The following is a 19,665-nucleotide window of genomic DNA, read 5'->3' as shown; positions in this document are numbered from 1 at the left end:
GGCCAGACATAGGCTGACACCCTTGCATAGAGAATTCCCATGCAAACTTTTTTTATCGCCCCCACCGATTTTGGCGTGGGTCTGACCTCCATCAGCCTCGGGCTGGTGCGCACGCTTGAACGCGCCGGGCTCAAAGTCGGCTTCTTCAAACCGATCGCCCAGCCGCACCCCGGCGACACCGGCCCTGAGCGATCCACCGAACTGGTGGCGCGCACCCACGGTCTGAAACCGCCGCAGCCGTTAGGCCTGGCGCACGTTGAACGCATGCTCGGCGACGGTCAGCTCGACGAACTGCTCGAAGAAATCATCGCCCTGTATCAGCAAGCGGCGGTCGGCAAAGACGTGCTGGTGGTCGAAGGCATGGTGCCGACCCGCAGCGCCAGTTACGCCGCGCGGGTCAATCTGCACCTGGCCAAGAGTCTGGATGCCGAGGTGATTCTGGTCTCGGCGCCGGAAAACGAAGTGCTCGCCGAGCTTTCTGGCCGTGTCGAGCTTCAGGCTCAATTGTTCGGTGGCCCGAAAGATCCGAAAGTCCTCGGCGTGATCCTCAACAAGGTCAAGACCGACGAGAGCATGGACGCCTTCGCCACGCGTCTGAAGGAGCATTCGCCGTTGCTGCGCAGCGGTGATTTCCGCTTGCTCGGCTGCATCCCGTTTCAGCCGGAACTCAATGCGCCACGCACCCGCGACGTCGCCGACCTGATGGGCGCGCAAGTGCTCAACGCGGGCGACTACGAAACCCGGCGCATGAGCAAAATCATCATTTGCGCACGAACCATGCGCAACACCGTCGAGCTGCTCAAGCCCGGCGTGCTGGTGGTGACGCCGGGCGATCGCGACGACATCATCCTCGCCGTCAGCCTCGCAGCGATCAACGGCGTGCCGCTGGCCGGCCTGCTGCTGACCAGCGACACCCTGCCCGACCCGCGCATCATGGATCTGTGCCGGGGCGCGTTGCAGGCCGGTCTGCCGGTGTTGTCGGTGAGCACCGGCTCCTACGACACCGCCAATCTGCTCAATGGCCTGAACAAGGAAATCCCGATCGATGACCGCGAGCGCGCGGAGATCATCACCGATTTCGTCGCCAGCCACCTCGACGCCAACTGGCTGCATCAGCGCTGCGGTACGCCTCGGGAGATGCGCCTGTCGCCGGCAGTGTTCCGCTATCAATTGATCCAGCGCGCGCAAGCGGCGAACAAGCGCATCGTCTTGCCCGAAGGCAGCGAGCCGTTCACCGTGCAAGCGGCGGCAATCTGTCAGGAACGCGGGATCGCCCGCTGCGTGCTATTGGCCAAACCCGAAGACGTCGAAGCGGTCGCCCGCGCGCAAGGTATCGTGCTGCCGCCGGGTCTGGAAATCCTTGACCCGGACCACATCCGCGAGCGTTACGTCGAGCCGATGGTCGCTCTGCGCAAGAGCAAAAGCCTCAACGCACCGATGGCCGAGCAACAACTGGAAGACACCGTGGTGATCGGCACCATGATGCTTGCGCTGGATGAGGTCGACGGCCTGGTTTCGGGTGTGATCAACACCACCGCCAACACCATCCGCCCCGCCCTGCAACTGATCAAGACCGCACCGGGCTGCACGCTGGTGTCGTCGGTATTCTTCATGCTGTTCCCCGAAGAAGTGCTGGTCTACGGCGACTGCGTGATGAATCCACACCCGAGCGCCGCGGAACTGGCCGAGATCGCCCTGCAAAGCGCTGACTCGGCGGCCGCATTCGGTATCACTCCACGGGTGGCGATGATCAGCTATTCCAGCGGCGAATCGGCTCGCGGTGAAGAAGTCGAGAAAGTCCGCGAGGCGACTCTGCTGGCTCATGAGCAACAGAATTCGCTGCTGATCGACGGCCCGTTGCAATACGACGCCGCCGCCAACGCCGACGTCGCGCGGCAACTGGCGCCGAACAGTCAGGTCGCCGGGCGCGCCACGGTGTTTGTGTTCCCCGATCTGAACACCGGCAACACTACGCACAAAGCCGTGCAGCGCAGCGCCGATTGCGTCAGCCTCGGGCCGATGCTGCAAGGCCTGCGCAAACCGGTGAACGACCTGCCGCGCGGCGCGCAAGTCGATGACATCGTCTACACCATCGCGCTCACCGCGATTCAAGCCGCCAACCGACCTATGGATGTATAAATGCTGGATTTTCTACCCGCACCCGTGCGCGGCGTGATCGCCTCGCTGCTGTTGGCGCTCAACACGATTCTGCTGTGCTCGTTTCTGTTCTGCGTGGCGCTGGTCAAGGCCCTGTCGTTTGCCTTTACCCAGCGCATTGCCGGTTGGCTGATGAGCCACACTCACGAAGCGTGGATCAGCAATAACAAGGGCTGGATGAATCTGGTTCGGCGCACCCGCTGGCACGTCAGCGGCCTGCAAGGTCTCGACTATCAGCACTCGTACCTGATCACCAGCAACCACCAGAGCTGGGTGGATATTCTGGTGCTGCAATACGTGCTCAACCGCAAGATTCAGCCGCTGAAGTTTTTCCTCAAGCAGGAGCTGATCTGGGTGCCGGTGATTGGCCTGGCCTGGTGGGCGCTGGGCTTTCCGTTCATGAAGCGCTACTCCAAGGCGTATCTGGAAAAACACCCGGAAAAGAAAGGTAAGGACCTGGAAACCACGCGCAAGACCTGCGCGAAATTCCGCCATAACCCGGTGGGGATTTTCAACTTCGTCGAAGGCACACGCTTCACCGAAGGCAAGCATGCGCAGCAGCAGTCACCGTTCAAATACCTGCTCAAGCCCAAGGCCGGCGGGATCGCCTTTGTGCTGGATGCGATGGGCGAACAGCTGGAGTCGATCGTCAACGTGACGATTCATTATCCAGCGGGGCGTCCAGGGTTCTGGGATTTGCTCTGCGGCAATGTGCGCGATGTGGTGGTGCATTTTGAAGAAATCAAAATCCCGTCGGCCTTCATCGGCAAGAACTACGACCAGGACGGCGAGTATCGATTGCAGTTTCAGGGCTGGATCAATCAGCTGTGGCTGGACAAGGATGCGTTGCTGGAGCAGATGCACCGCGAATATCCACGTCACCAATAACCCCCTGTGGGAGCGAGCCTGCTCGCGAAAGCGGTGGATCAGCATACAAAGATGTTGAATGAGATAAAGCTTTCGCGAGCAGGCTCGCTCCCACAGTTGATCGTTCCCACGCTCCGCGTGGGAATGCAGCCCGGGACGCTCCGCGTCCCTGCCGAAGCGGACGCGGAGCGTCCAATGAGGCATTCCCACGCGGAGCGTGGGAACGATCACCCAACACTAAAAAGCCCGCCGATGATCACTCACCGGCGGGCTTTTTCTTGCCGCTTGCAGCTAGTAGCTTGTCGCTGCTTCAATGCTTAAATCGCGCCACGCTGCCGCAACAGCTCCAGCACTTGCTTGACGCTTTCTTCCAGACTCAGGGACTGCGTGTCGATCACCAAATCGGCATTGAGCGGCACGTCGTACGGGAAGGATTCGCCCGGGATATTGTCGCCGCCAGCAGCGTACAGCCCTTGCGGATCACGCTCGGCGCACACGGTCGGCGAGGCCTGCACGTAGACCGTCAGCAAGCGATCCTTGCCGATCAGTTCCTTGGCCTGCTCGCGACCTTCGGCACTTGGCGCGACGAACGCGGCCAGGGTCAGCAGCCCCGCTTCGTTGAACTGACGCGCCACGTGCGCGGCACGACGCCAGTTCTCGGTACGCCCGGCGCGATCCTGCGGCAGACCCTTGTTCAGATCGTGACGCAGGTTCTGGCCATCGAGTACAAACACCGCACGGCCCATGTCGAACAGCTTGCGCTCGACCGCATACGCCAGGGTGCTTTTACCCGCGCCGGACAGGCCGCTGAACAGCACGGTGGCCGGTTGCTGGCCGAAGCGCTGGGCACGTTCTTCTGTCGCCACGTGGGCCAGTTTGCCGTGGTGGGTGGCGGTGCCATGGGCCACTGGCTGAGCGACGATCATGCCGGCGCCAACGGTGCCGTTGGTCAGGCGATCGATGACGATGAACGCGCCGGTAGTGCGGTTGCTTTCGTAACCGTCGAGGGCGATCGGCGCGTCGAGCGCGATCTTCACCTTGCCGATTTCGTTGAGCTGCAACGCGCTCGCCGGGCCTTCTTCCAATGTGTTCACGTCGACCTTGTTGACGATGCTGGCGATGGAGCCCGGCACGTAACTGGTGGCGCGTTTGATGTCGTATTTCTTGCCCGGCAGCATCGGCTCTTCAGCCATCCACACCAGCATCGCTTCGAAGCTGTCGGTGACCGGCGGCACGTTGTCGGCATGCACCAACAGGTCGCCACGGGAGATATCGATTTCGTCTTCCATGGTCAGGGTTACCGCCTGACCTGGACCTGCGTGCTCCAGTTCACCTTCGAAGGTGACGATGGATTTCACCCGGCTGCTCTTGCCTGACGGCAGCACCACGACTTCGTCGCCCTTGTGCACGATGCCGCTGGCCAGGGTGCCGGCGAAACCACGGAAATTCAGGTTCGGACGGTTGACGTACTGCACCGGGAAACGCAGATCGGTGAAGTTGCGATCGCCCGCCACTTCCACTGTCTCGAGAATTTCCATCAGCGACTGGCCGGTGTACCACGGCGAGCGCTCGGACTTGTTCACCACGTTGTCGCCTTTAAGGGCAGACATCGGCACGAAGTGCATGCTGGTCGGCTTCATCTTCAAGCCTTCGGCGAACTTCAGGTAGTCGGCCTTGATCGACTCGAACACGCCTTCGTCGAAGTCCTTCAAGTCCATCTTGTTGATGGCAACGACGATGTGTTTGATGCCCAGCAACGAAGCGATGAAGCTGTGGCGACGGGTCTGGGTCTGCACGCCGTAACGGGCGTCGACCAGAATGATCGCCAGGTCACAGGTGGACGCACCGGTGGCCATGTTGCGGGTGTACTGCTCATGGCCGGGGGTGTCGGCAATGATGAATTTGCGCTTGGCGGTGGAGAAATAGCGGTAAGCGACATCAATGGTGATGCCCTGCTCACGCTCGGCCTGCAGACCGTCGACCAGCAATGCCAGGTCGATGTCGTCACCGGTGGTGCCGACTTTCTTCGAATCGCGGGTGATCGCTTCGAGGTGATCTTCGTAGATCATCTTCGAGTCGTGCAGCAGGCGCCCGATCAGGGTGCTCTTGCCGTCATCGACGTTACCGCAGGTCAAAAAGCGCAGCAGCTCTTTACGTTCGTGCTGGCCCAGGTAGGCGAGGATGTCCTCGCTGATCAAATCAGAAACATGCGACATGACAGCCCCTTAGAAATAGCCTTGACGTTTTTTGTCTTCCATCGAGCCTGCGCCATCGTGGTCGATGACCCGGCCCTGGCGCTCGGAAGTTCGCGTCAGGAGCATTTCCTGAATGATGTCCGTAAGGCTTTCGGCCTCGGACTCCACCGCGCCCGTCAACGGGTAGCAGCCAAGGGTGCGGAACCGCACTTTCTTTTTCACGATGCGCGCTTTGTCTTCATCGGACAGGTGCTCGAGGATGCGCTCGTCGTCGATCATGATCAGCGTGCCGTTCTTCTCGATCACTTCGCGTTCGGCGGCGAAGTACAGGGGCACAATCGGAATGCCTTCGAGATAGATGTACTGCCAGATGTCCAGCTCGGTCCAGTTCGACAACGGGAACACACGAATGGATTCGCCCTTGTTGACCTTGCCGTTGTAGACGTTCCACAGCTCCGGACGCTGGTTTTTCGGGTCCCAGCGGTGCTTGCTGTCACGGAACGAGTACACGCGCTCTTTGGCGCGGGATTTCTCTTCATCGCGACGGGCGCCGCCGAACGCTGCGTCGAAACCATGCTTGTCGAGTGCCTGTTTCAGGCCTTCGGTTTTCATGATGTCGGTGTGCTTGGCGCTGCCGTGGGTGAACGGGTTGATGTTCTGCGCTACGCCATCGGGGTTGATGTGGGTAATCAGGTCCAGGCCCAAGTCTTCGACCATCTTGTCGCGGAACTTGTACATTTCCTGGAATTTCCAGCGGGTGTCGACGTGCATCACCGGAAACGGCAGTTTGCCCGGGAAGAACGCCTTGCGTGCCAGGTGCAGCATCACGGCGGAGTCTTTACCGATGGAGTACAGCATCACCGGGTTATCGAACTCGGCGGCCACCTCGCGGATGATGTGGATGCTTTCCGCCTCCAGCTGTTTCAGATGCGTCAGTTTGTCGACCATGGCTACTCACGAAAGCTTTCTTATGAACGGCCAGCGGGCCGTGTTCGAGCGAGGAATCCTAGCACAGCGACCTCTTCTAATCAGGACGCCAACTAGATCGAAAGGGTATATGAATATGCCCACCAGTTCGGCCGTCAGGGCCGAACGTGGGAGCGAGCCTGCTCGCGAAGGCGGAGTGTCAGGCACCTTTGTATTGAAGGTCTGACGCCTTCGCGAGCAGGCTCGCTCCCACAGGGGTTTGCGGTGAGTTCAGATCGGGTTGGGGCAATCGATGAATATGTGCTCAAGGGCAAAGCGCTTCGCCAGATACTCGCCCAGCGCCTGCACGCCATAGCGTTCGGTGGCGTGATGGCCGGCGGCGATGAAGCTGATGTCGTTTTCCCGCGCACTGTGGAAAGTCTGCTCGGAGGCCTCGCCACTGATGAACAGATCGACCCCCGCCGCCACGCCCTGATCGATATAACCCTGGCCACCGCCGGTGCACCAGCCGACGCGGCGGATCATGCCGCTGCCTTCGATCAGCAGCGGCTCGCGGCCCATGACTTCCTGCACCTTGCGCGCGAAATCCCGCGCAGTCATTGGCTCATTCAGCGAACCGACCAGCCCGACGACTTTCGGATTGCTCGGGTCGAGCGGCCCTTCGACAGTGATGTCGAGCTGACGCGCCAGTTGCACGTTGTTGCCGACGTCCGGGTGCAGATCCAGCGGCAGGTGATAGGCGAGCAGACTGATGTCGTGCTTGAGCAGGGTTTTCAAGCGGCGCTGTTTCATACCCGTGACGCAGGGGTTTTCGCCTTTCCAGAAATACCCGTGGTGGACCAGGATCAGGTCGGCCTCGGCCTCGACGGCGGCATCGAGCAACGCCTGGCTGGCGGTGACGCCACTGACGATGCGCATCACTTGCGGGCGGCCTTCGACCTGTAATCCGTTGGGGCAATAATCGGCAATTTTCGCACTGCCCAGGTAACGGTCGGCTTCTTCGACGAGGGTGCTGAGGGCAACGGCCATGAAAGACTCCTAAATATCCCGTTCAGAGGCGCGCGCGGCCTCGTATAATGCGCGACATTATGGGCGGTCTGACCTCGCCTGCAACCTTTCCAGGAACGTGCTTAATGCTCAAGGCGCTGCGTTTTTTTGGCTGGCCGCTGTTGGCCGGTGTGCTTATCGCTCTGTTGATTATTCAGCGTTACCCCGAGTGGGTCGGGCTGCCGAGCCTCGACGTCAATCTGCAACAGGCGCCACAGACCACGATCGTGCAACAGGGGCCGGTGTCCTATGCGGATGCGGTGGGCATCGCCGCGCCGTCGGTGGTCAACCTGTACACCACCAAGGTCATCAACAAACCGGCGCATCCCTTGTTCGAGGATCCGCAGTTCCGCCGCTTCTTCGGTGACAATTCGCCGAAACAGAAGCGCATGGAATCGAGCCTCGGTTCCGGGGTAATCATGAGCCCGGAAGGCTACATCCTCACCAACAACCACGTCACCAGCGGCGCCGACCAGATTGTCGTGGCATTGAAGGACGGTCGCGAAACACTCGCACGGGTGATTGGCAGCGATCCTGAGACTGACCTGGCTGTCCTGAAGATCGACCTGAAAAACCTCCCGGCAATCACCGTCGGCCGCTCCGACAGCATTCGCATCGGTGACGTCGCGCTGGCTATCGGCAACCCGTTCGGCGTCGGTCAGACCGTGACCATGGGCATCATCAGCGCCACCGGCCGCAATCAGCTGGGGCTGAATAACTACGAAGACTTCATCCAGACCGATGCGGCGATCAACCCGGGCAACTCCGGCGGTGCGCTGGTCGATGCCAACGGCAACCTCACCGGTATCAACACGGCGATCTTTTCCAAATCCGGCGGCTCGCAAGGCATCGGTTTCGCCATCCCGGTGAAACTGGCGATGGAAGTGATGAAGTCGATCATCGAGCACGGCCAAGTGATTCGTGGCTGGCTGGGCATCGAAGTACAACCGCTGACTCAGGAGCTGGCGGAGTCGTTTGGCCTGTCCGGGCGTCCGGGGATTGTCGTCGCCGGAATCTTCCGTGACGGCCCGGCGCAGAAAGCCGGCCTGCAACTGGGCGATGTGATTCTGAGCATCGATGGCGAGCCGGCCGGCGATGGTCGCCGCTCGATGAACCAGGTGGCGCGGATCAAACCGACCGACAAGGTGACGATTCAAGTGATGCGTAACGGCAAGGAGCTGAAGCTGACCGCTGAAATCGGCCTGCGTCCACCACCGGCACCGGTGAAAGAAAAAGAAGAGTAAAAATGTTTTCGCGCCAACGGCGCGAATAACAGACATTCTCAACGGGCATGTTATATTGTTTCAATTCTCGCAATTGGAACAACATAACATGTCGTCTCGCAAAAAGGCCTCACTGTTGGGCCTGACTCTGGGTTTGCTCTGCGATCCCGCCCTCGCCGATGAGCCGCAGCCCGTTGAGCTGGAAGCCATCAGCGTCACCTCCGACTACGAAACACCCACCGGCCCGGTCAGCGGTTATCGCGCGACTCGCTCCGCCAGTGCGACCAAAACCGACACGGCGATTCGCGATATCCCGCAAGCCATCAGCGTGGTCCCGGCCAGTGTGCTCTCGGATCTGGGCAGCAGCAGCGTCGAACGCGCGCTGGATTTTGCTGGCGGCGTATCGAAGCAGAACAACTTCGGCGGCCTGACCCTGTACGAATACAGCGTGCGCGGCTTCACCACGTCCGAGTTCTACAAGGACGGTTTCAGCGCCAATCGCGGTTACCCGAGCACGCCGGATGCGGCCAATATCGAGCGCATCGAAGTGCTCAAAGGCCCGGCCGCCAGCCTGTACGGCCGGGGCGATCCCGGCGGTACGGTGAACATCGTCACCAAGAAACCGCAGCCCGAAGCGTTCACCACTGTGCAAACCAGCGCCGGCAGTTGGGACCGCTACCGCACCGCGCTGGACGTCAACACGCCCCTCGATGATCAGGGCGATTTGCTCTCGCGCATCAACCTCGCCGTAGAAGACAACAACAGCTTTCGCGATCACGTCGACAGCCAGCGGGTCTTCGTTGCGCCCTCGATCAGTTGGCAGTTGAGCCCGGACACATCGCTGCTGGTGGAGAGCGAAATCGTCCGTCACAACTCGACGTTCGATCGTGGCGTTGTGGCGCCGAACAACAAATGGAGCGGCGTATCGCGCTCGACGTTCTTGGGCGAGCCCAACGACGGCAACATCGACAACCATAACAACCTGCTCCAGGCCACTCTTGAACACCATCTGAACGACAGCTGGAAACTGCGTCTGGCCAGCCACTACAAGGAAGGCAAGCTCTGGGGCGACGCCACGGAACAACGCGCGCTGAACGCCGACGGCCATACGGTCAACCGCCGCTTGCGCGAACGCGACACGAGTTGGCACGACAGCATCACCCAACTGGAACTGCGCGGTCTGTTCGACCTCGGGCCGTGGCAGCATGAATTGCTGATCGGCACCGAGTACGAGAATTACCGCAAGGACGAACGCGTCACCACCATTGCTGGCGGCCCCTACGCCATCGACATCTATAAGCCGGTCTACGGCCAGCCGAAACCCAACGGCGCACGCTCGGGCACCGACTTCTTCGAACACGTCGAAAGTCATGCGCTGAATCTGCAGGACCAGATCATCTTCACCGACAAGCTGCGCGGCATGGTCGGCGCGCGCTTCGAGCACTTCGATCAGCGCATCGACGATCACAGCCGCAACGCCAAAAGTCAGCAACGCCACGACGCGCTGACTCAACGCGCCGGCCTGCTCTATCAGCTCACGCCGAACACCGGCCTGTTCGCCAACGCCTCGACCTCGTTCAAACCGAACAACGACCTGGATGCTTCCGGCAAATCCTTCGATCCGGAAGAAGGTGTCGGTTACGAAGTGGGGATCAAGAACGAACTCTTCGATGAGCGCGTGAGCAGCACCCTCGCCTTCTTCCACATCGACAAGGAAAACGTCCTCGCCCTCGATCCGGGCACCGACACCAGCCGCGCCATGGGCAAGGCGCGCAGTCAGGGTTTCGATTGGCAAGTGAGCGGCCAGGTGACCGACGCGATACGGGTCATCGGCGCCTTCGCCTACATCGACGCCGAGGTGACCAAGGGCGACGCGACCATTCCCACCGGCAGCCGCATCCTCGGCGTGGCCAAACGCAGCGGCAGTCTGCTGGGCGTCTATGAATTTCAGGATGGCCGTCTGCGCGGTTCAGACGTCGGCGCAGCGTTCACCTACGTCGGCGATCGCTCGGGCGAATCCGGCAGCGACTTCGAATTGCCGGCCTACCAGACCGTCGACTTGCTCGCACATTACAAGGCCAGCGACAACGTCACGGTCGGCCTGAACCTGAACAACATCTTCGACGAGAAATACTACGAGCGCTCCTACAGCAACTACTGGGTCAACCCCGGCGAGCCGCGCAATTTCACCGTAAGCCTGACACTCAACCTGTAAAAGGACGTCACCATGCACTACGGCAAATCCCTTCTGCTCATCGCTGCGCTATTCACCGGCCAAGTGTCGGCCCACGGCCTGTGGACAGAGGAACGACGCGGCAACATCGAGGTGGTCTACGGTCACGGCGCCGAAGACAACGCCTTCAAGGCACAAAAAGTCAGCGGTGCCTGGGCTTATGACGCAAGCGGCAAAATGATCCCGGTCAGCGTCGAGCGCCTGGCCGATCATGCCCGTTTGAAACCATTGAAGCCGCCGGCGCTGATGGCCGTGGCGCTGAACAATGGCATGTGGTCGCAGACGGCGGACAAGAAGTGGATCAACGAAGGACGCAGCAAAGTGCCCGGCGCCACCGAGGCCACGCAGACCTTCAAGTACAGCCTGGCGATCTATCAGCCGGGGGCGAGGTTGCCGAAACTGGACCAGATCAAACTGCTGATCCTGCCGGAGGTCGATCCACTGACGGTCGGGCCGGGCAAATCGTTACCGGTGCGGGTGCTGCTCGATGGCAAACCGGCGGCAGGGGTGAAGTTGATTGGCGACTATCGCAGCGCGCCCAACACCCTGAGCACCGAGACCGACAAGGATGGGCGTGCGCAGGTGCTGGTGCGTAATGAAGGGTTGAATGTGATTGCGGCGCAGGTTGAAGTGCCGGTGAAGGACAGTGTGGATGTGGACAGTCGTGGGTTGTTCAGTTCGCTGACATTCGTTGGCGAGCCGCATCACGAATAAAAGCACACCCTCACCCCAGCCCTCTCCCGGCGGGAGAGGGAGCCGACCGAGTTGTCTTGCGGGATACATCGACCTGAAAGACCGAGTTGATTATGGATTCAATACAAATCGTTCAAGTCGGTGAACCTCTGCAATATTCCCATTCAGCCCCCTCTCCCTCTGGGAGAGGGGGCCGACCGAGTTGTCTTGCGGGATACATCGACCTGAAAGACCGAGTTGATTATGGATTCAATACAAATCGTTCAAGTCGGTGAACCTCTGCAATATTCCCCATTCAGTCCCCTCTCCCCTCTGGGAGAGGGCTAGGGTGAGGGGCTTTTGCTTTTAGAGGTCGCCAAGGCCGTCGATCAACGCCTGATTCTGCTCCGGCGTACCCACCGATATCCGCAAGAACTGCGCAATCCGTTCCTGCTTGAAGTGCCGCACGATCACGCCCTGCTCGCGCAGCTTGGCCGCCATGCCCGCCGCATCATGCTGCGGGTGGCGAGCGAAGATGAAGTTGGCCGCCGACGGCAGCACTTCAAAGCCTTTAGCCTGCAACTGCGCCACCACCCATTCGCGGCTCTCGATCACCTGACGACAGGTCTTGTCGAAATACTCGCGATCTTCGAAAGCCGCCGCCGCGCCGACAATCGCCAGACGATCCAGTGGATAGGAGTTGAAGCTGTTCTTGATCCGCTCCAACGCCTCGATCAGATCCGGGTGCCCTACCGCCAGACCGACACGCAGGCCGGCCAGCGAGCGTGACTTGGACAGCGTCTGCGTCACCAGCAGGTTCGGATAGCGGTCCACCAGACTGATCGCCGTCTCGCCACCGAAGTCGATGTACGCCTCATCCACGACTACAACCGAATCTGGACTGGCCTTGAGGATTTGCTCGACGGCGTCCAGCGCCAGCAGGCAGCCGGTCGGGGCGTTCGGGTTGGGGAAAATGATCCCGCCATTCGGTTTGGCGTAGTCGGCCGGGTTGATCTGGAATTGCGCATCCAGTGGCACCGCATCGAATTCAATGCCGTACAGACCGCAGTAGACCGGATAGAAGCTGTAGCTGATGTCCGGGAACAGCAGCGGCTGATCGTGTTGCAGCAGACCGTGGAAGATGTGCGCGAGCACTTCGTCCGAACCGTTGCCAAGGAACACCTGACTGGTTTGCACGCCGTAATATTCGGCCACGGCGTTTTTCAGCAGATCACTGTTCGGGTCCGGATACAGGCGCAAGTTGTCGTTGAGTTCGGCTTGCATCGCCGCCAGCGCTTTTGGCGACGGGCCATACGGATTTTCGTTGGTATTGAGCTTGACCAGTTTGGTCAGCTTCGGCTGTTCGCCCGGCACGTAGGGCACCAGATCCTTGACGAACGGGCTCCAGAATTTACTCATCGCTCAGTTCCCCTGCCCTTTCAGAAAGTCTTGGTCTTTGATGCGGTATTCGGCGCTGCGCGCGTGGGCGCTCAGCGATTCACCACGGGCCAGTACCGATGCAGTTTTGCCCAGTTCGGAAGCGCCGGCCTCGGAGCAGAAGATGATCGACGAGCGCTTCTGGAAGTCGTAGACGCCAAGCGGCGAGGAGAACCGCGCGGTGCCGGAAGTCGGCAACACGTGGTTCGGACCGGCGCAGTAATCGCCCAACGCTTCGGAAGTGTGGCGGCCCATGAAGATCGCACCGGCGTGACGAATCTGCGGCAACCAGGCTTGTGGATCGGCGACCGACAACTCCAGGTGTTCCGGGGCGATACGATTGGCGACTTCGATGGCCTGGGCCATGTCAGTGACCTGGATCAGCGCACCACGGCCATTGATCGAAGTTTCGATGATGGTCGCGCGGTCCATGGTCGGCAGCAGTTTGTCGATGCTCGCGGCTACCTTGTCGAGGAACTCGGCATCGGGGCTGACCAGAATCGCTTGCGCGTCTTCGTCGTGCTCGGCCTGGGAGAAAAGGTCCATGGCGATCCAGTCCGGATCGGTCTGGCCGTCGCACACTACAAGAATTTCCGAAGGGCCGGCAATCATGTCGATGCCGACCTGACCGAACACATGGCGCTTGGCGGTGGCGACATAGATATTGCCCGGGCCGACAACCTTGTCGACACGCGGCACGCTTTCGGTGCCGTACGCCAGTGCGGCAACTGCTTGCGCGCCGCCGATGGTGAACACGCGGTCGACACCGGCGATGCAGGCAGCGGCCAGCACCAGCTCGTTGATTTCACCGCGCGGGGTCGGCACGACCATGACCACTTCGGTCACGCCGGCGACCTTGGCCGGAATCGCGTTCATCAATACCGACGACGGATACGAGGCCTTGCCGCCCGGCACGTAAAGGCCTGCGCGATCCAGTGGCGTGACTTTCTGGCCGAGCACCGTGCCGTCAGCCTCGGTGTAGCTCCAGGAATCCTGCTTCTGTTTTTCGTGATAGCTGCGCACCCGGGCGGCGGCTTTTTCCAAGGCCTCGCGTTGCGGCACAGTGATGCGGGTCAGGGCCAGTTCGAGACGCTCGCGCGGCAGGATCAGGTCGGCCATCGAGGCGACTTCAAGACCGTCGAACTTCTGGGTGAACTCGACCAGCGCCGCGTCACCGCGCTCGCGCACAGCCTTGATGATGTCCAGCACGCGCTGATTGACCGAGTCATCAGACACACTTTCCCAGCTCAGCAGATGATCCAGATGATGCGCGAAATCCGGGTCAGCAGCGTTGAGTCGGCGAATTGCAGTCGGTGCGGTCATAGCGAGAGCCTCATAGGAATTGGCAAAAAACTCAGGCGCCCGAAACTAGCATTCGATCCGCTTGGGCACCTGAGAATTCTGGCTATGAGGCGGATAGACGGCGCGGCCTCGGGCCGCGCTGGTAGATCAGCCGCGGTGTCGCGATTCCACTGCGTTGCGCAGGGTGTCGATCAACGCCTGGATTCGGGCGTGCTGCATTTTCATTGAAGCCTTGTTGACCACCAGACGCGAGCTGATCGTGGCGATCAGTTCCTGTGGCTCCAGGCCGTTGGCGCGCAGGGTGTTACCGGTGTCGACCACGTCGATGATCTTGTCGGCCAGCCCGATCAGCGGCGCCAGTTCCATCGAGCCGTACAGCTTGATGATGTCGACCTGACGGCCCTGCTCGGCGTAATAACGCTTGGCAACGTTGACGAACTTGGTCGCCACGCGCAGACGGCCCTTGGGCTCGGCCGCGCCGATCTTGCCGGCGGTCATCAACTTGCACTGGGCGATCTGCAGGTCCAGCGGCTCGTAGAGGCCCTGGCCGCTGTATTCCATCAGCACGTCCTTACCGGCGACGCCGAGGTCGGCCGCGCCATGCTCGACATAGGTCGGCACGTCGGTGGCACGCACGATCAGCAGACGCACGTCGTCCTGGGTCGTGGGAATGATCAGCTTGCGGCTCTTGTCCGGATTCTCGGTCGGCACGATGCCCGCTTCAGCGAGAAGCGGCAGAGTGTCGTCAAGGATGCGGCCCTTGGACAGTGCGATGGTCAACATGGGAAACGTCAGTCCTTATCAAGGTACTCATGCCCGGTCGCAATCGGCGCCGGACACACATCGAGGGTGCGTACACCCTCGACTCGAAACGAATTCAGTGGACACGTCCCTGTGTCCCGATGCGGCGATCAGCCCGGAACGCGACGGATCTTGGCACCCAGCATTTGCAGTTTTTCTTCGATGCACTCGTAACCACGGTCTATGTGGTAGATGCGGTCGATCAGCGTGTCGCCTTCGGCAACCAGCGCCGAGATCACCAGACTGGCCGATGCGCGCAGGTCGGTGGCCATGACTGGCGCGCCCTTGAGCTTCTCGATACCGGTGACGATGGCAGTGTTGCCTTCAACCTGGATATGCGCGCCCATGCGGTGCAGCTCGTACACGTGCATGAAACGGTTTTCGAAGATTGTCTCGATCACCGCACCAGTACCTTCGGCAATGGCGTTGAGCGAGATGAACTGGGCCTGCATGTCGGTCGGGAACGCCGGGTACGGCGCGGTGCGCACGTTGACCGCCTTCGGGCGTTTGCCGTGCATGTTCAGCTCGATCCAGTCTTCACCGCAGGTGATTTCCGCACCGGCTTCACGCAGCTTTTCCAGCACCGCTTCGAGAATGGTCGGATCGGTGTCCTTGACCTTGACGCGGCCACCGGTCACGGCAGCAGCGACCAGATAGGTGCCGGTTTCGATACGGTCAGGCATGACTTTGTAGAAAGCCGAACCCAGACGCTCGACGCCATCAATTGTGATGGTGTCGGTGCCAGCGCCGGAAACCTTGGCGCCCATGGCATTGAGGAAGTTCGCCAAGTCGACTACTTCAGGCTCGCGCGCGGCGTTCTGCAACACGCTGCGGCCTTTGGCCAGTGCAGCGGCCATCATGATGTTCTCGGTACCGGTCACGCTGACGGTGTCGAAGAAGAAGTGCGCGCCGCGCAAACCACCTTCAGGTGCCTTGGCCTTGATGTAGCCGCCTTCGACGTCGATGACCGCGCCCATGGCTTCCAGACCGCGGATGTGCAGGTCGACCGGACGCGAACCGATGGCGCAACCGCCAGGCAGTGCGACTTCGGCTTCACCGAAACGCGCGACCATCGGGCCGAGCACAAGGATCGACGCACGCATGGTTTTCACCAGTTCGTACGGCGCGATCAGGGTCTTGATGGTGCGCGGGTCGATTTCGACGCTGAGCTTCTCGTCGATTACCGGCTCAATGCCCATGCGCCCGAACAGCTCGATCATGGTGGTGATGTCGTGCAGGTGCGGCAGGTTGCCAACGGTGACCGGGCCATCGCACAGCAAGGTCGCGGCCAGAATCGGCAGGGCGGAGTTCTTCGCGCCGGAAATGCGGATCTCGCCATCAAGACGAGCGCCACCGGTAATAATCAATTTATCCATTAGTATCTCGACGCCCTAGGGCTCAGGTGCGCTCGGCCCAGGCCGCGCGGCTGAAAAATTTCATAGTGACCGCATGGATGCTGCCATCGGTGATCCATGGGTTCAAATGGGCATAGACCTGCTGCTGACGCTTCACCGGGCTCAACGCCGCCAGTTCATCGCTAATCACGTTCAGCTGGAAGTTGCAGCCTTCGCCCTCAACTTCTACCAGCGTTCCTGGCAGCTTTCCTTCAAGGAAGCTCTTCACTTCTACGGCCTGCATGCTCAACCTCAATCGGCGCCCTGTGCGCACGGGTCGGACATCATACAAAAAAGCCCCGCGCCTGCGAACCCCGCAACGCAGGACTCTGACGGGGGGCTTCTTTATAGATGATGGTTCAGGGTTGCGCCAACAGCTCGGTCAGTTCACTGACCTGAGCGATTTCGCGCATGTCTTCAGGCATCGCACGGATGCTGACGGCCTTGCCGGCCGCCTGGGCATCGCGCATGAAGCACAGCAGCAACGACAGGCCGACGCTGCTGGACTTCTGCACCGCCGAACAATCGATGACCAGCGCGGACGCCTTGCTCGACTTGATCAGCGCCTGCCCTTCCTTGCGCAGCTCAGGCCCGGTGCGGTAATCCAGCACGCCGCTGAGCACCAGCTCGTCGACATCACTCATACGAACTGCCGCCTCACTCATTGCGCTGGCTTCGCGGCGGCTTTGTCGGTTTCCTGCTTGGCCTTGGCCACTTCACCGGCCCAGCCATCGATGGTCTTGTCCAGATCGTTGCCATTGCGTTGCATGGCGTCGGCGAACTGGTCACGGAACAGCTTGCCGATGTTGATGCCGTTGATGATCACGTTGCGCAGTTTCCACTCGCCGCTGATCTTCTCAAGCGTGTACTGCACCGGATAGATCGCGCCATTGCTGCCCTTGACGGTCATGTTGACGCTGGTGCGGTCGCCCGATTCGTCTTTGGCCGGGTCAACCGTGATGCCCTGGTTGTTGTATTCCAGCAGAGCGTTGCCATAGAACTGGAACAGACCGCGCTTGAAGTTTTCCTGAAAGCGCTGCATCTGCTCAGGCGTGGCCTTGCGCGAATACTTCACGGTCATGATGCTTTTGGAGATGCCCTCGGCATCCACCACCGGCCCCACAATGCTGTTGAGCGCCGCATAAAAATCCTGCGGATCCTGCTTGTACTTCTCTTTGTTTGCCTGCAAGTCGGCAAGCATCCGGTTCGTGGTGTCCTGAATCAGGTCATGAGCCGATTGCCCCGGTGCAGCGTTAGCCATCAACGGCAGGGCCGCGAGCAACACCAACAGGCCACGTCGCAAGATAGAGATCATTCAAAAGCTCCTCATTTGGCGTCTTTGCTAACGGTATTGAGCAGGAATTTACCGATCAGGTCTTCCAGTACCAGTGACGACTGCGTGTCGTGGATGGTTCCACCGTCTTTCAACTGGGTGTCTTCACCGCCGACGCTGATACCGATGTATTTCTCGCCCAGCAGACCCGCGGTGAGGATAGATGCAGTCGAATCGACCGGCAGGTTGTCGACCTTTTTATCCACTTGCAGCGTGACCCGACCGGTGAAGCTGTCGCGATCCAGATCGATTGCGGTGACCTTGCCGATGGTCACACCGGCCATGGTCACTTTGGCTCTGACCGTCAGACCGGCGATATTGTCGAAATACGCATACAACTTGTAAGTGTCGGTGGACGAAGTCGGAGACAGGCCGCTGACGCGCAAGGCGAGCAGCAGCAAAGCCAGGATCCCTGCCAGCAGGAACAGGCCGACACCGATTTCCAGGGTGCGGTTTTGCATCAGAAATCTCCAAACATCAAAGCGGTCAGAATAAAGTCCAGACCGAGCACTGCCAGCGAGGCAAACACCACGGTCTTGGTGGTGGCACGACTGATTCCCTCGGAAGTGGGTTCACAGTCATAGCCTTGGAATACGGCGATCCAGGTCACGACAAAGGCGAAAACGACACTCTTGATCACGCCATTTAGCACATCACTGGTGAAGTTCACGCTGTTCTGCATGTTCGCCCAGTACGAGCCTTCGTAGACGCCCAGCCAGTCGACCGCCACCCACGAACCGCCCCAGATGCCGACGACGCTGAAAATCATCGCCAGCACCGGCAGGGAAATGAAGCCGGCCCACAGGCGCGGGGCAATGATGTACTTGAGCGGATCGACACCGATCATTTCCAGGCTGGACAGCTGCTCGGTGGATTTCATGTTGCCGATTTCGGCGGTCAACGCCGAACCGGCCCGCCCGGCAAACAGCAACGCCGTTACCACCGGCCCCAGTTCACGCAGCAGCGTCAGGGCGACCATCTGCCCTACAGCCTGCTCTGAACCATAGCTGGAAAGAATGCTGAAGCCCTGCAGCGCCAGGACCATGCCGATGAAAATGCCGGAGACCACGATGATCACCAGCGACATGACGCCGACCGAATGCAGCTGCTTGACCAACAGGCCAAAACCACCGCTGATACCGCCACGGCCCAGCAGGGCGTGAAACAGGAACAGGGTCGCCCGACCAAACACCGCGACCGCGTCGATCGCCGATTCGCCGAACCGACGCACGCGTTCCATCAATGAAATTCTGCGCATCAACGCTTCCCCAGAAGATCTGCGCGGTAATCCGTCGCTGGAAAGTGATACGGCACCGGGCCATCGGGATCACCGGTCATGAACTGACGGATACGCGGATCATCCGAATTCATCAGCTCATCCGGCGTGCCCTGCCCCAGCACCTGACCATCGCCCACGACATAGATGTAGTCGGCAATGCTCGCGGTTTCCGCCAGGTCGTGCGAGACGACGATGCTGGTGATTCCCAGTGCATCGTTGAGCAGGCGGATCAGGCGCACCAGCACGCCCATGGCGATCGGGTCCTGGCCCACGAAGGGCTCGTCGTACATGAGAATCTGCGGATCGAGGGCAATCGCCCGGGCCAGCGCCACGCGGCGCTTCATGCCGCCGGACAGTTCGTCCGGCATCAGCTCGATGGCGCCACGCAGCCCCACGGCCTGCAATTTCAGCAGGACGATGTCGCGAATCATGTCTTCCGGCAGTTGCGTGTGCACCCGCAGCGGAAAGGCCACGTTCTCGAACACATCGAGGTCGGTGAACAGCGCACCGCTCTGAAACAGCACGCCCATGTGCTTGCGCGCATCGAACAGATCACTGCGCGACAGCGTCGGCAGGTTCTGCCCGTTGACCCAGACTTCGCCGCCGGACGGCCGCAACTGCGCGCCCATCAGGCGCAGCAGCGTGGTCTTGCCGCAGCCGGAAGGCCCCATGATGCCGGTGACCTTGCCGCGCGGAATGCGGATATCGACGTTATTGAAAATGCTCCGCGCACCGCGCTTGAAGGAGACTCCCTTCAGCTCGACCGCGTAGGCGTTATCGGCACTCATCTAAACTCCT

General features: G+C 60.5%; 18 protein-coding genes. 5 read left to right on the top strand and 13 right to left on the bottom strand.

All coding sequences use genetic code 11. The features are described 5' to 3' along the window. Window positions 1-39: 39 nt before the first annotated feature. Window positions 40-2,139 (top strand): phosphate acetyltransferase, encoded by a 2,100-nt coding sequence (pta, locus tag AB4N41_RS13190; protein ID WP_024011632.1) that lies wholly within the window; start codon window positions 40-42, stop codon window positions 2,137-2,139. Then, window positions 2,140-3,045, top strand: a complete 906-nt coding sequence (locus AB4N41_RS13185; RefSeq protein ID WP_252877458.1) for an acyltransferase — start codon at window positions 2,140-2,142, stop codon at window positions 3,043-3,045. It abuts the gene before it with no gap. A 296-nt stretch (window positions 3,046-3,341) separates the two neighbouring features. Here AB4N41_RS13185 and cysN read toward each other — a convergent pair whose 3' ends face one another. The 3 genes from cysN to AB4N41_RS13170 all read right to left on the bottom strand — a co-directional run bounded on the left by cysN (window position 3,342) and on the right by AB4N41_RS13170 (window position 7,175). After that, window positions 3,342-5,240 carry a sulfate adenylyltransferase subunit CysN gene (cysN, locus tag AB4N41_RS13180; protein WP_073473760.1) on the bottom strand — a complete coding sequence of 633 codons (1,899 nt, stop codon included), beginning with the start codon at window positions 5,238-5,240 and terminating at the stop codon, window positions 3,342-3,344. Window positions 5,241-5,249: 9 nt separating this feature from the next. Continuing rightward, a complete protein-coding gene (gene cysD / locus AB4N41_RS13175) occupies window positions 5,250-6,167 on the bottom strand; it encodes a sulfate adenylyltransferase subunit CysD (RefSeq protein ID WP_016771664.1) in 918 nt (305 codons plus the stop codon). Window positions 6,168-6,416: 249 nt separating this feature from the next. Beyond that, window positions 6,417-7,175, bottom strand: coding sequence for a Nif3-like dinuclear metal center hexameric protein (locus tag AB4N41_RS13170; protein WP_024011629.1), 759 nt, complete (start codon window positions 7,173-7,175; stop codon window positions 6,417-6,419). Window positions 7,176-7,279: 104 nt separating this feature from the next. Between AB4N41_RS13170 and algW the strand changes: the two genes are divergently transcribed. From algW to AB4N41_RS13155, 3 genes are all read left to right on the top strand, one after another. Further along, entirely contained in the window at window positions 7,280-8,437 is a 1,158-nt protein-coding gene (algW, locus tag AB4N41_RS13165; protein WP_016770590.1) for a Do family serine endopeptidase AlgW, read from the top strand. An 88-nt stretch (window positions 8,438-8,525) separates the two neighbouring features. Next, complete coding sequence (locus tag AB4N41_RS13160) at window positions 8,526-10,631, top strand: TonB-dependent siderophore receptor (RefSeq protein ID WP_406228271.1); 2,106 nt, start codon at window positions 8,526-8,528, stop codon at window positions 10,629-10,631. 12 nt (window positions 10,632-10,643) lie between these two features. Beyond that, window positions 10,644-11,363 (top strand): DUF4198 domain-containing protein, encoded by a 720-nt coding sequence (locus AB4N41_RS13155; RefSeq protein WP_252877456.1) that lies wholly within the window; start codon window positions 10,644-10,646, stop codon window positions 11,361-11,363. 324 nt (window positions 11,364-11,687) lie between these two features. Here the strand turns inward: AB4N41_RS13155 and hisC are convergent, their stop codons facing one another. From hisC to AB4N41_RS13105, 10 genes are all read right to left on the bottom strand, one after another. Further along, the gene (gene hisC, locus AB4N41_RS13150; protein ID WP_252877455.1) at window positions 11,688-12,740 is read right to left on the bottom strand and encodes a histidinol-phosphate transaminase; all 1,053 of its coding nucleotides are present in this window, start codon (window positions 12,738-12,740) and stop codon (window positions 11,688-11,690) included. Window positions 12,741-12,743: 3 nt separating this feature from the next. Continuing rightward, entirely contained in the window at window positions 12,744-14,081 is a 1,338-nt protein-coding gene (gene hisD / locus AB4N41_RS13145) for a histidinol dehydrogenase (RefSeq protein ID WP_041477986.1), read from the bottom strand. A 126-nt stretch (window positions 14,082-14,207) separates the two neighbouring features. Continuing rightward, window positions 14,208-14,843 (bottom strand): ATP phosphoribosyltransferase, encoded by a 636-nt coding sequence (gene hisG, locus AB4N41_RS13140; RefSeq protein WP_016771668.1) that lies wholly within the window; start codon window positions 14,841-14,843, stop codon window positions 14,208-14,210. 128 nt (window positions 14,844-14,971) lie between these two features. Further along, a complete protein-coding gene (gene murA, locus AB4N41_RS13135) occupies window positions 14,972-16,237 on the bottom strand; it encodes a UDP-N-acetylglucosamine 1-carboxyvinyltransferase (protein ID WP_016771669.1) in 1,266 nt (421 codons plus the stop codon). 22 nt (window positions 16,238-16,259) lie between these two features. Further along, the gene (locus tag AB4N41_RS13130) at window positions 16,260-16,499 is read right to left on the bottom strand and encodes a BolA family protein (protein WP_016771670.1); all 240 of its coding nucleotides are present in this window, start codon (window positions 16,497-16,499) and stop codon (window positions 16,260-16,262) included. A 115-nt stretch (window positions 16,500-16,614) separates the two neighbouring features. After that, the gene (locus AB4N41_RS13125) at window positions 16,615-16,920 is read right to left on the bottom strand and encodes an STAS domain-containing protein (RefSeq protein WP_056782947.1); all 306 of its coding nucleotides are present in this window, start codon (window positions 16,918-16,920) and stop codon (window positions 16,615-16,617) included. Continuing rightward, the gene (locus tag AB4N41_RS13120; RefSeq protein WP_076565863.1) at window positions 16,917-17,570 is read right to left on the bottom strand and encodes an MlaC/ttg2D family ABC transporter substrate-binding protein; all 654 of its coding nucleotides are present in this window, start codon (window positions 17,568-17,570) and stop codon (window positions 16,917-16,919) included. Before AB4N41_RS13120 ends, AB4N41_RS13125 begins: the two co-directional genes overlap by 4 nt. 11 nt (window positions 17,571-17,581) lie before the next feature. Further along, window positions 17,582-18,049 carry an outer membrane lipid asymmetry maintenance protein MlaD gene (gene mlaD, locus AB4N41_RS13115; RefSeq protein ID WP_016771673.1) on the bottom strand — a complete coding sequence of 156 codons (468 nt, stop codon included), beginning with the start codon at window positions 18,047-18,049 and terminating at the stop codon, window positions 17,582-17,584. Then, window positions 18,049-18,846: a lipid asymmetry maintenance ABC transporter permease subunit MlaE gene (gene mlaE, locus AB4N41_RS13110; protein ID WP_016771674.1), complete on the bottom strand. Its 798-nt coding sequence runs from the start codon at window positions 18,844-18,846 to the stop codon at window positions 18,049-18,051. The genes mlaD and mlaE overlap by 1 nt, the downstream gene beginning before the upstream one ends. Beyond that, window positions 18,846-19,655: an ATP-binding cassette domain-containing protein gene (locus AB4N41_RS13105; protein ID WP_076565862.1), complete on the bottom strand. Its 810-nt coding sequence runs from the start codon at window positions 19,653-19,655 to the stop codon at window positions 18,846-18,848. The genes mlaE and AB4N41_RS13105 overlap by 1 nt, the downstream gene beginning before the upstream one ends. Window positions 19,656-19,665: the final 10 nt, after the last annotated feature.

The sequence above is a fragment of the Pseudomonas sp. S2_A10 genome, from assembly GCF_054668465.1.
Note: the sequence above shows the minus strand (reverse complement) of the source record. Positions and strands in the feature narration are given on the sequence as shown.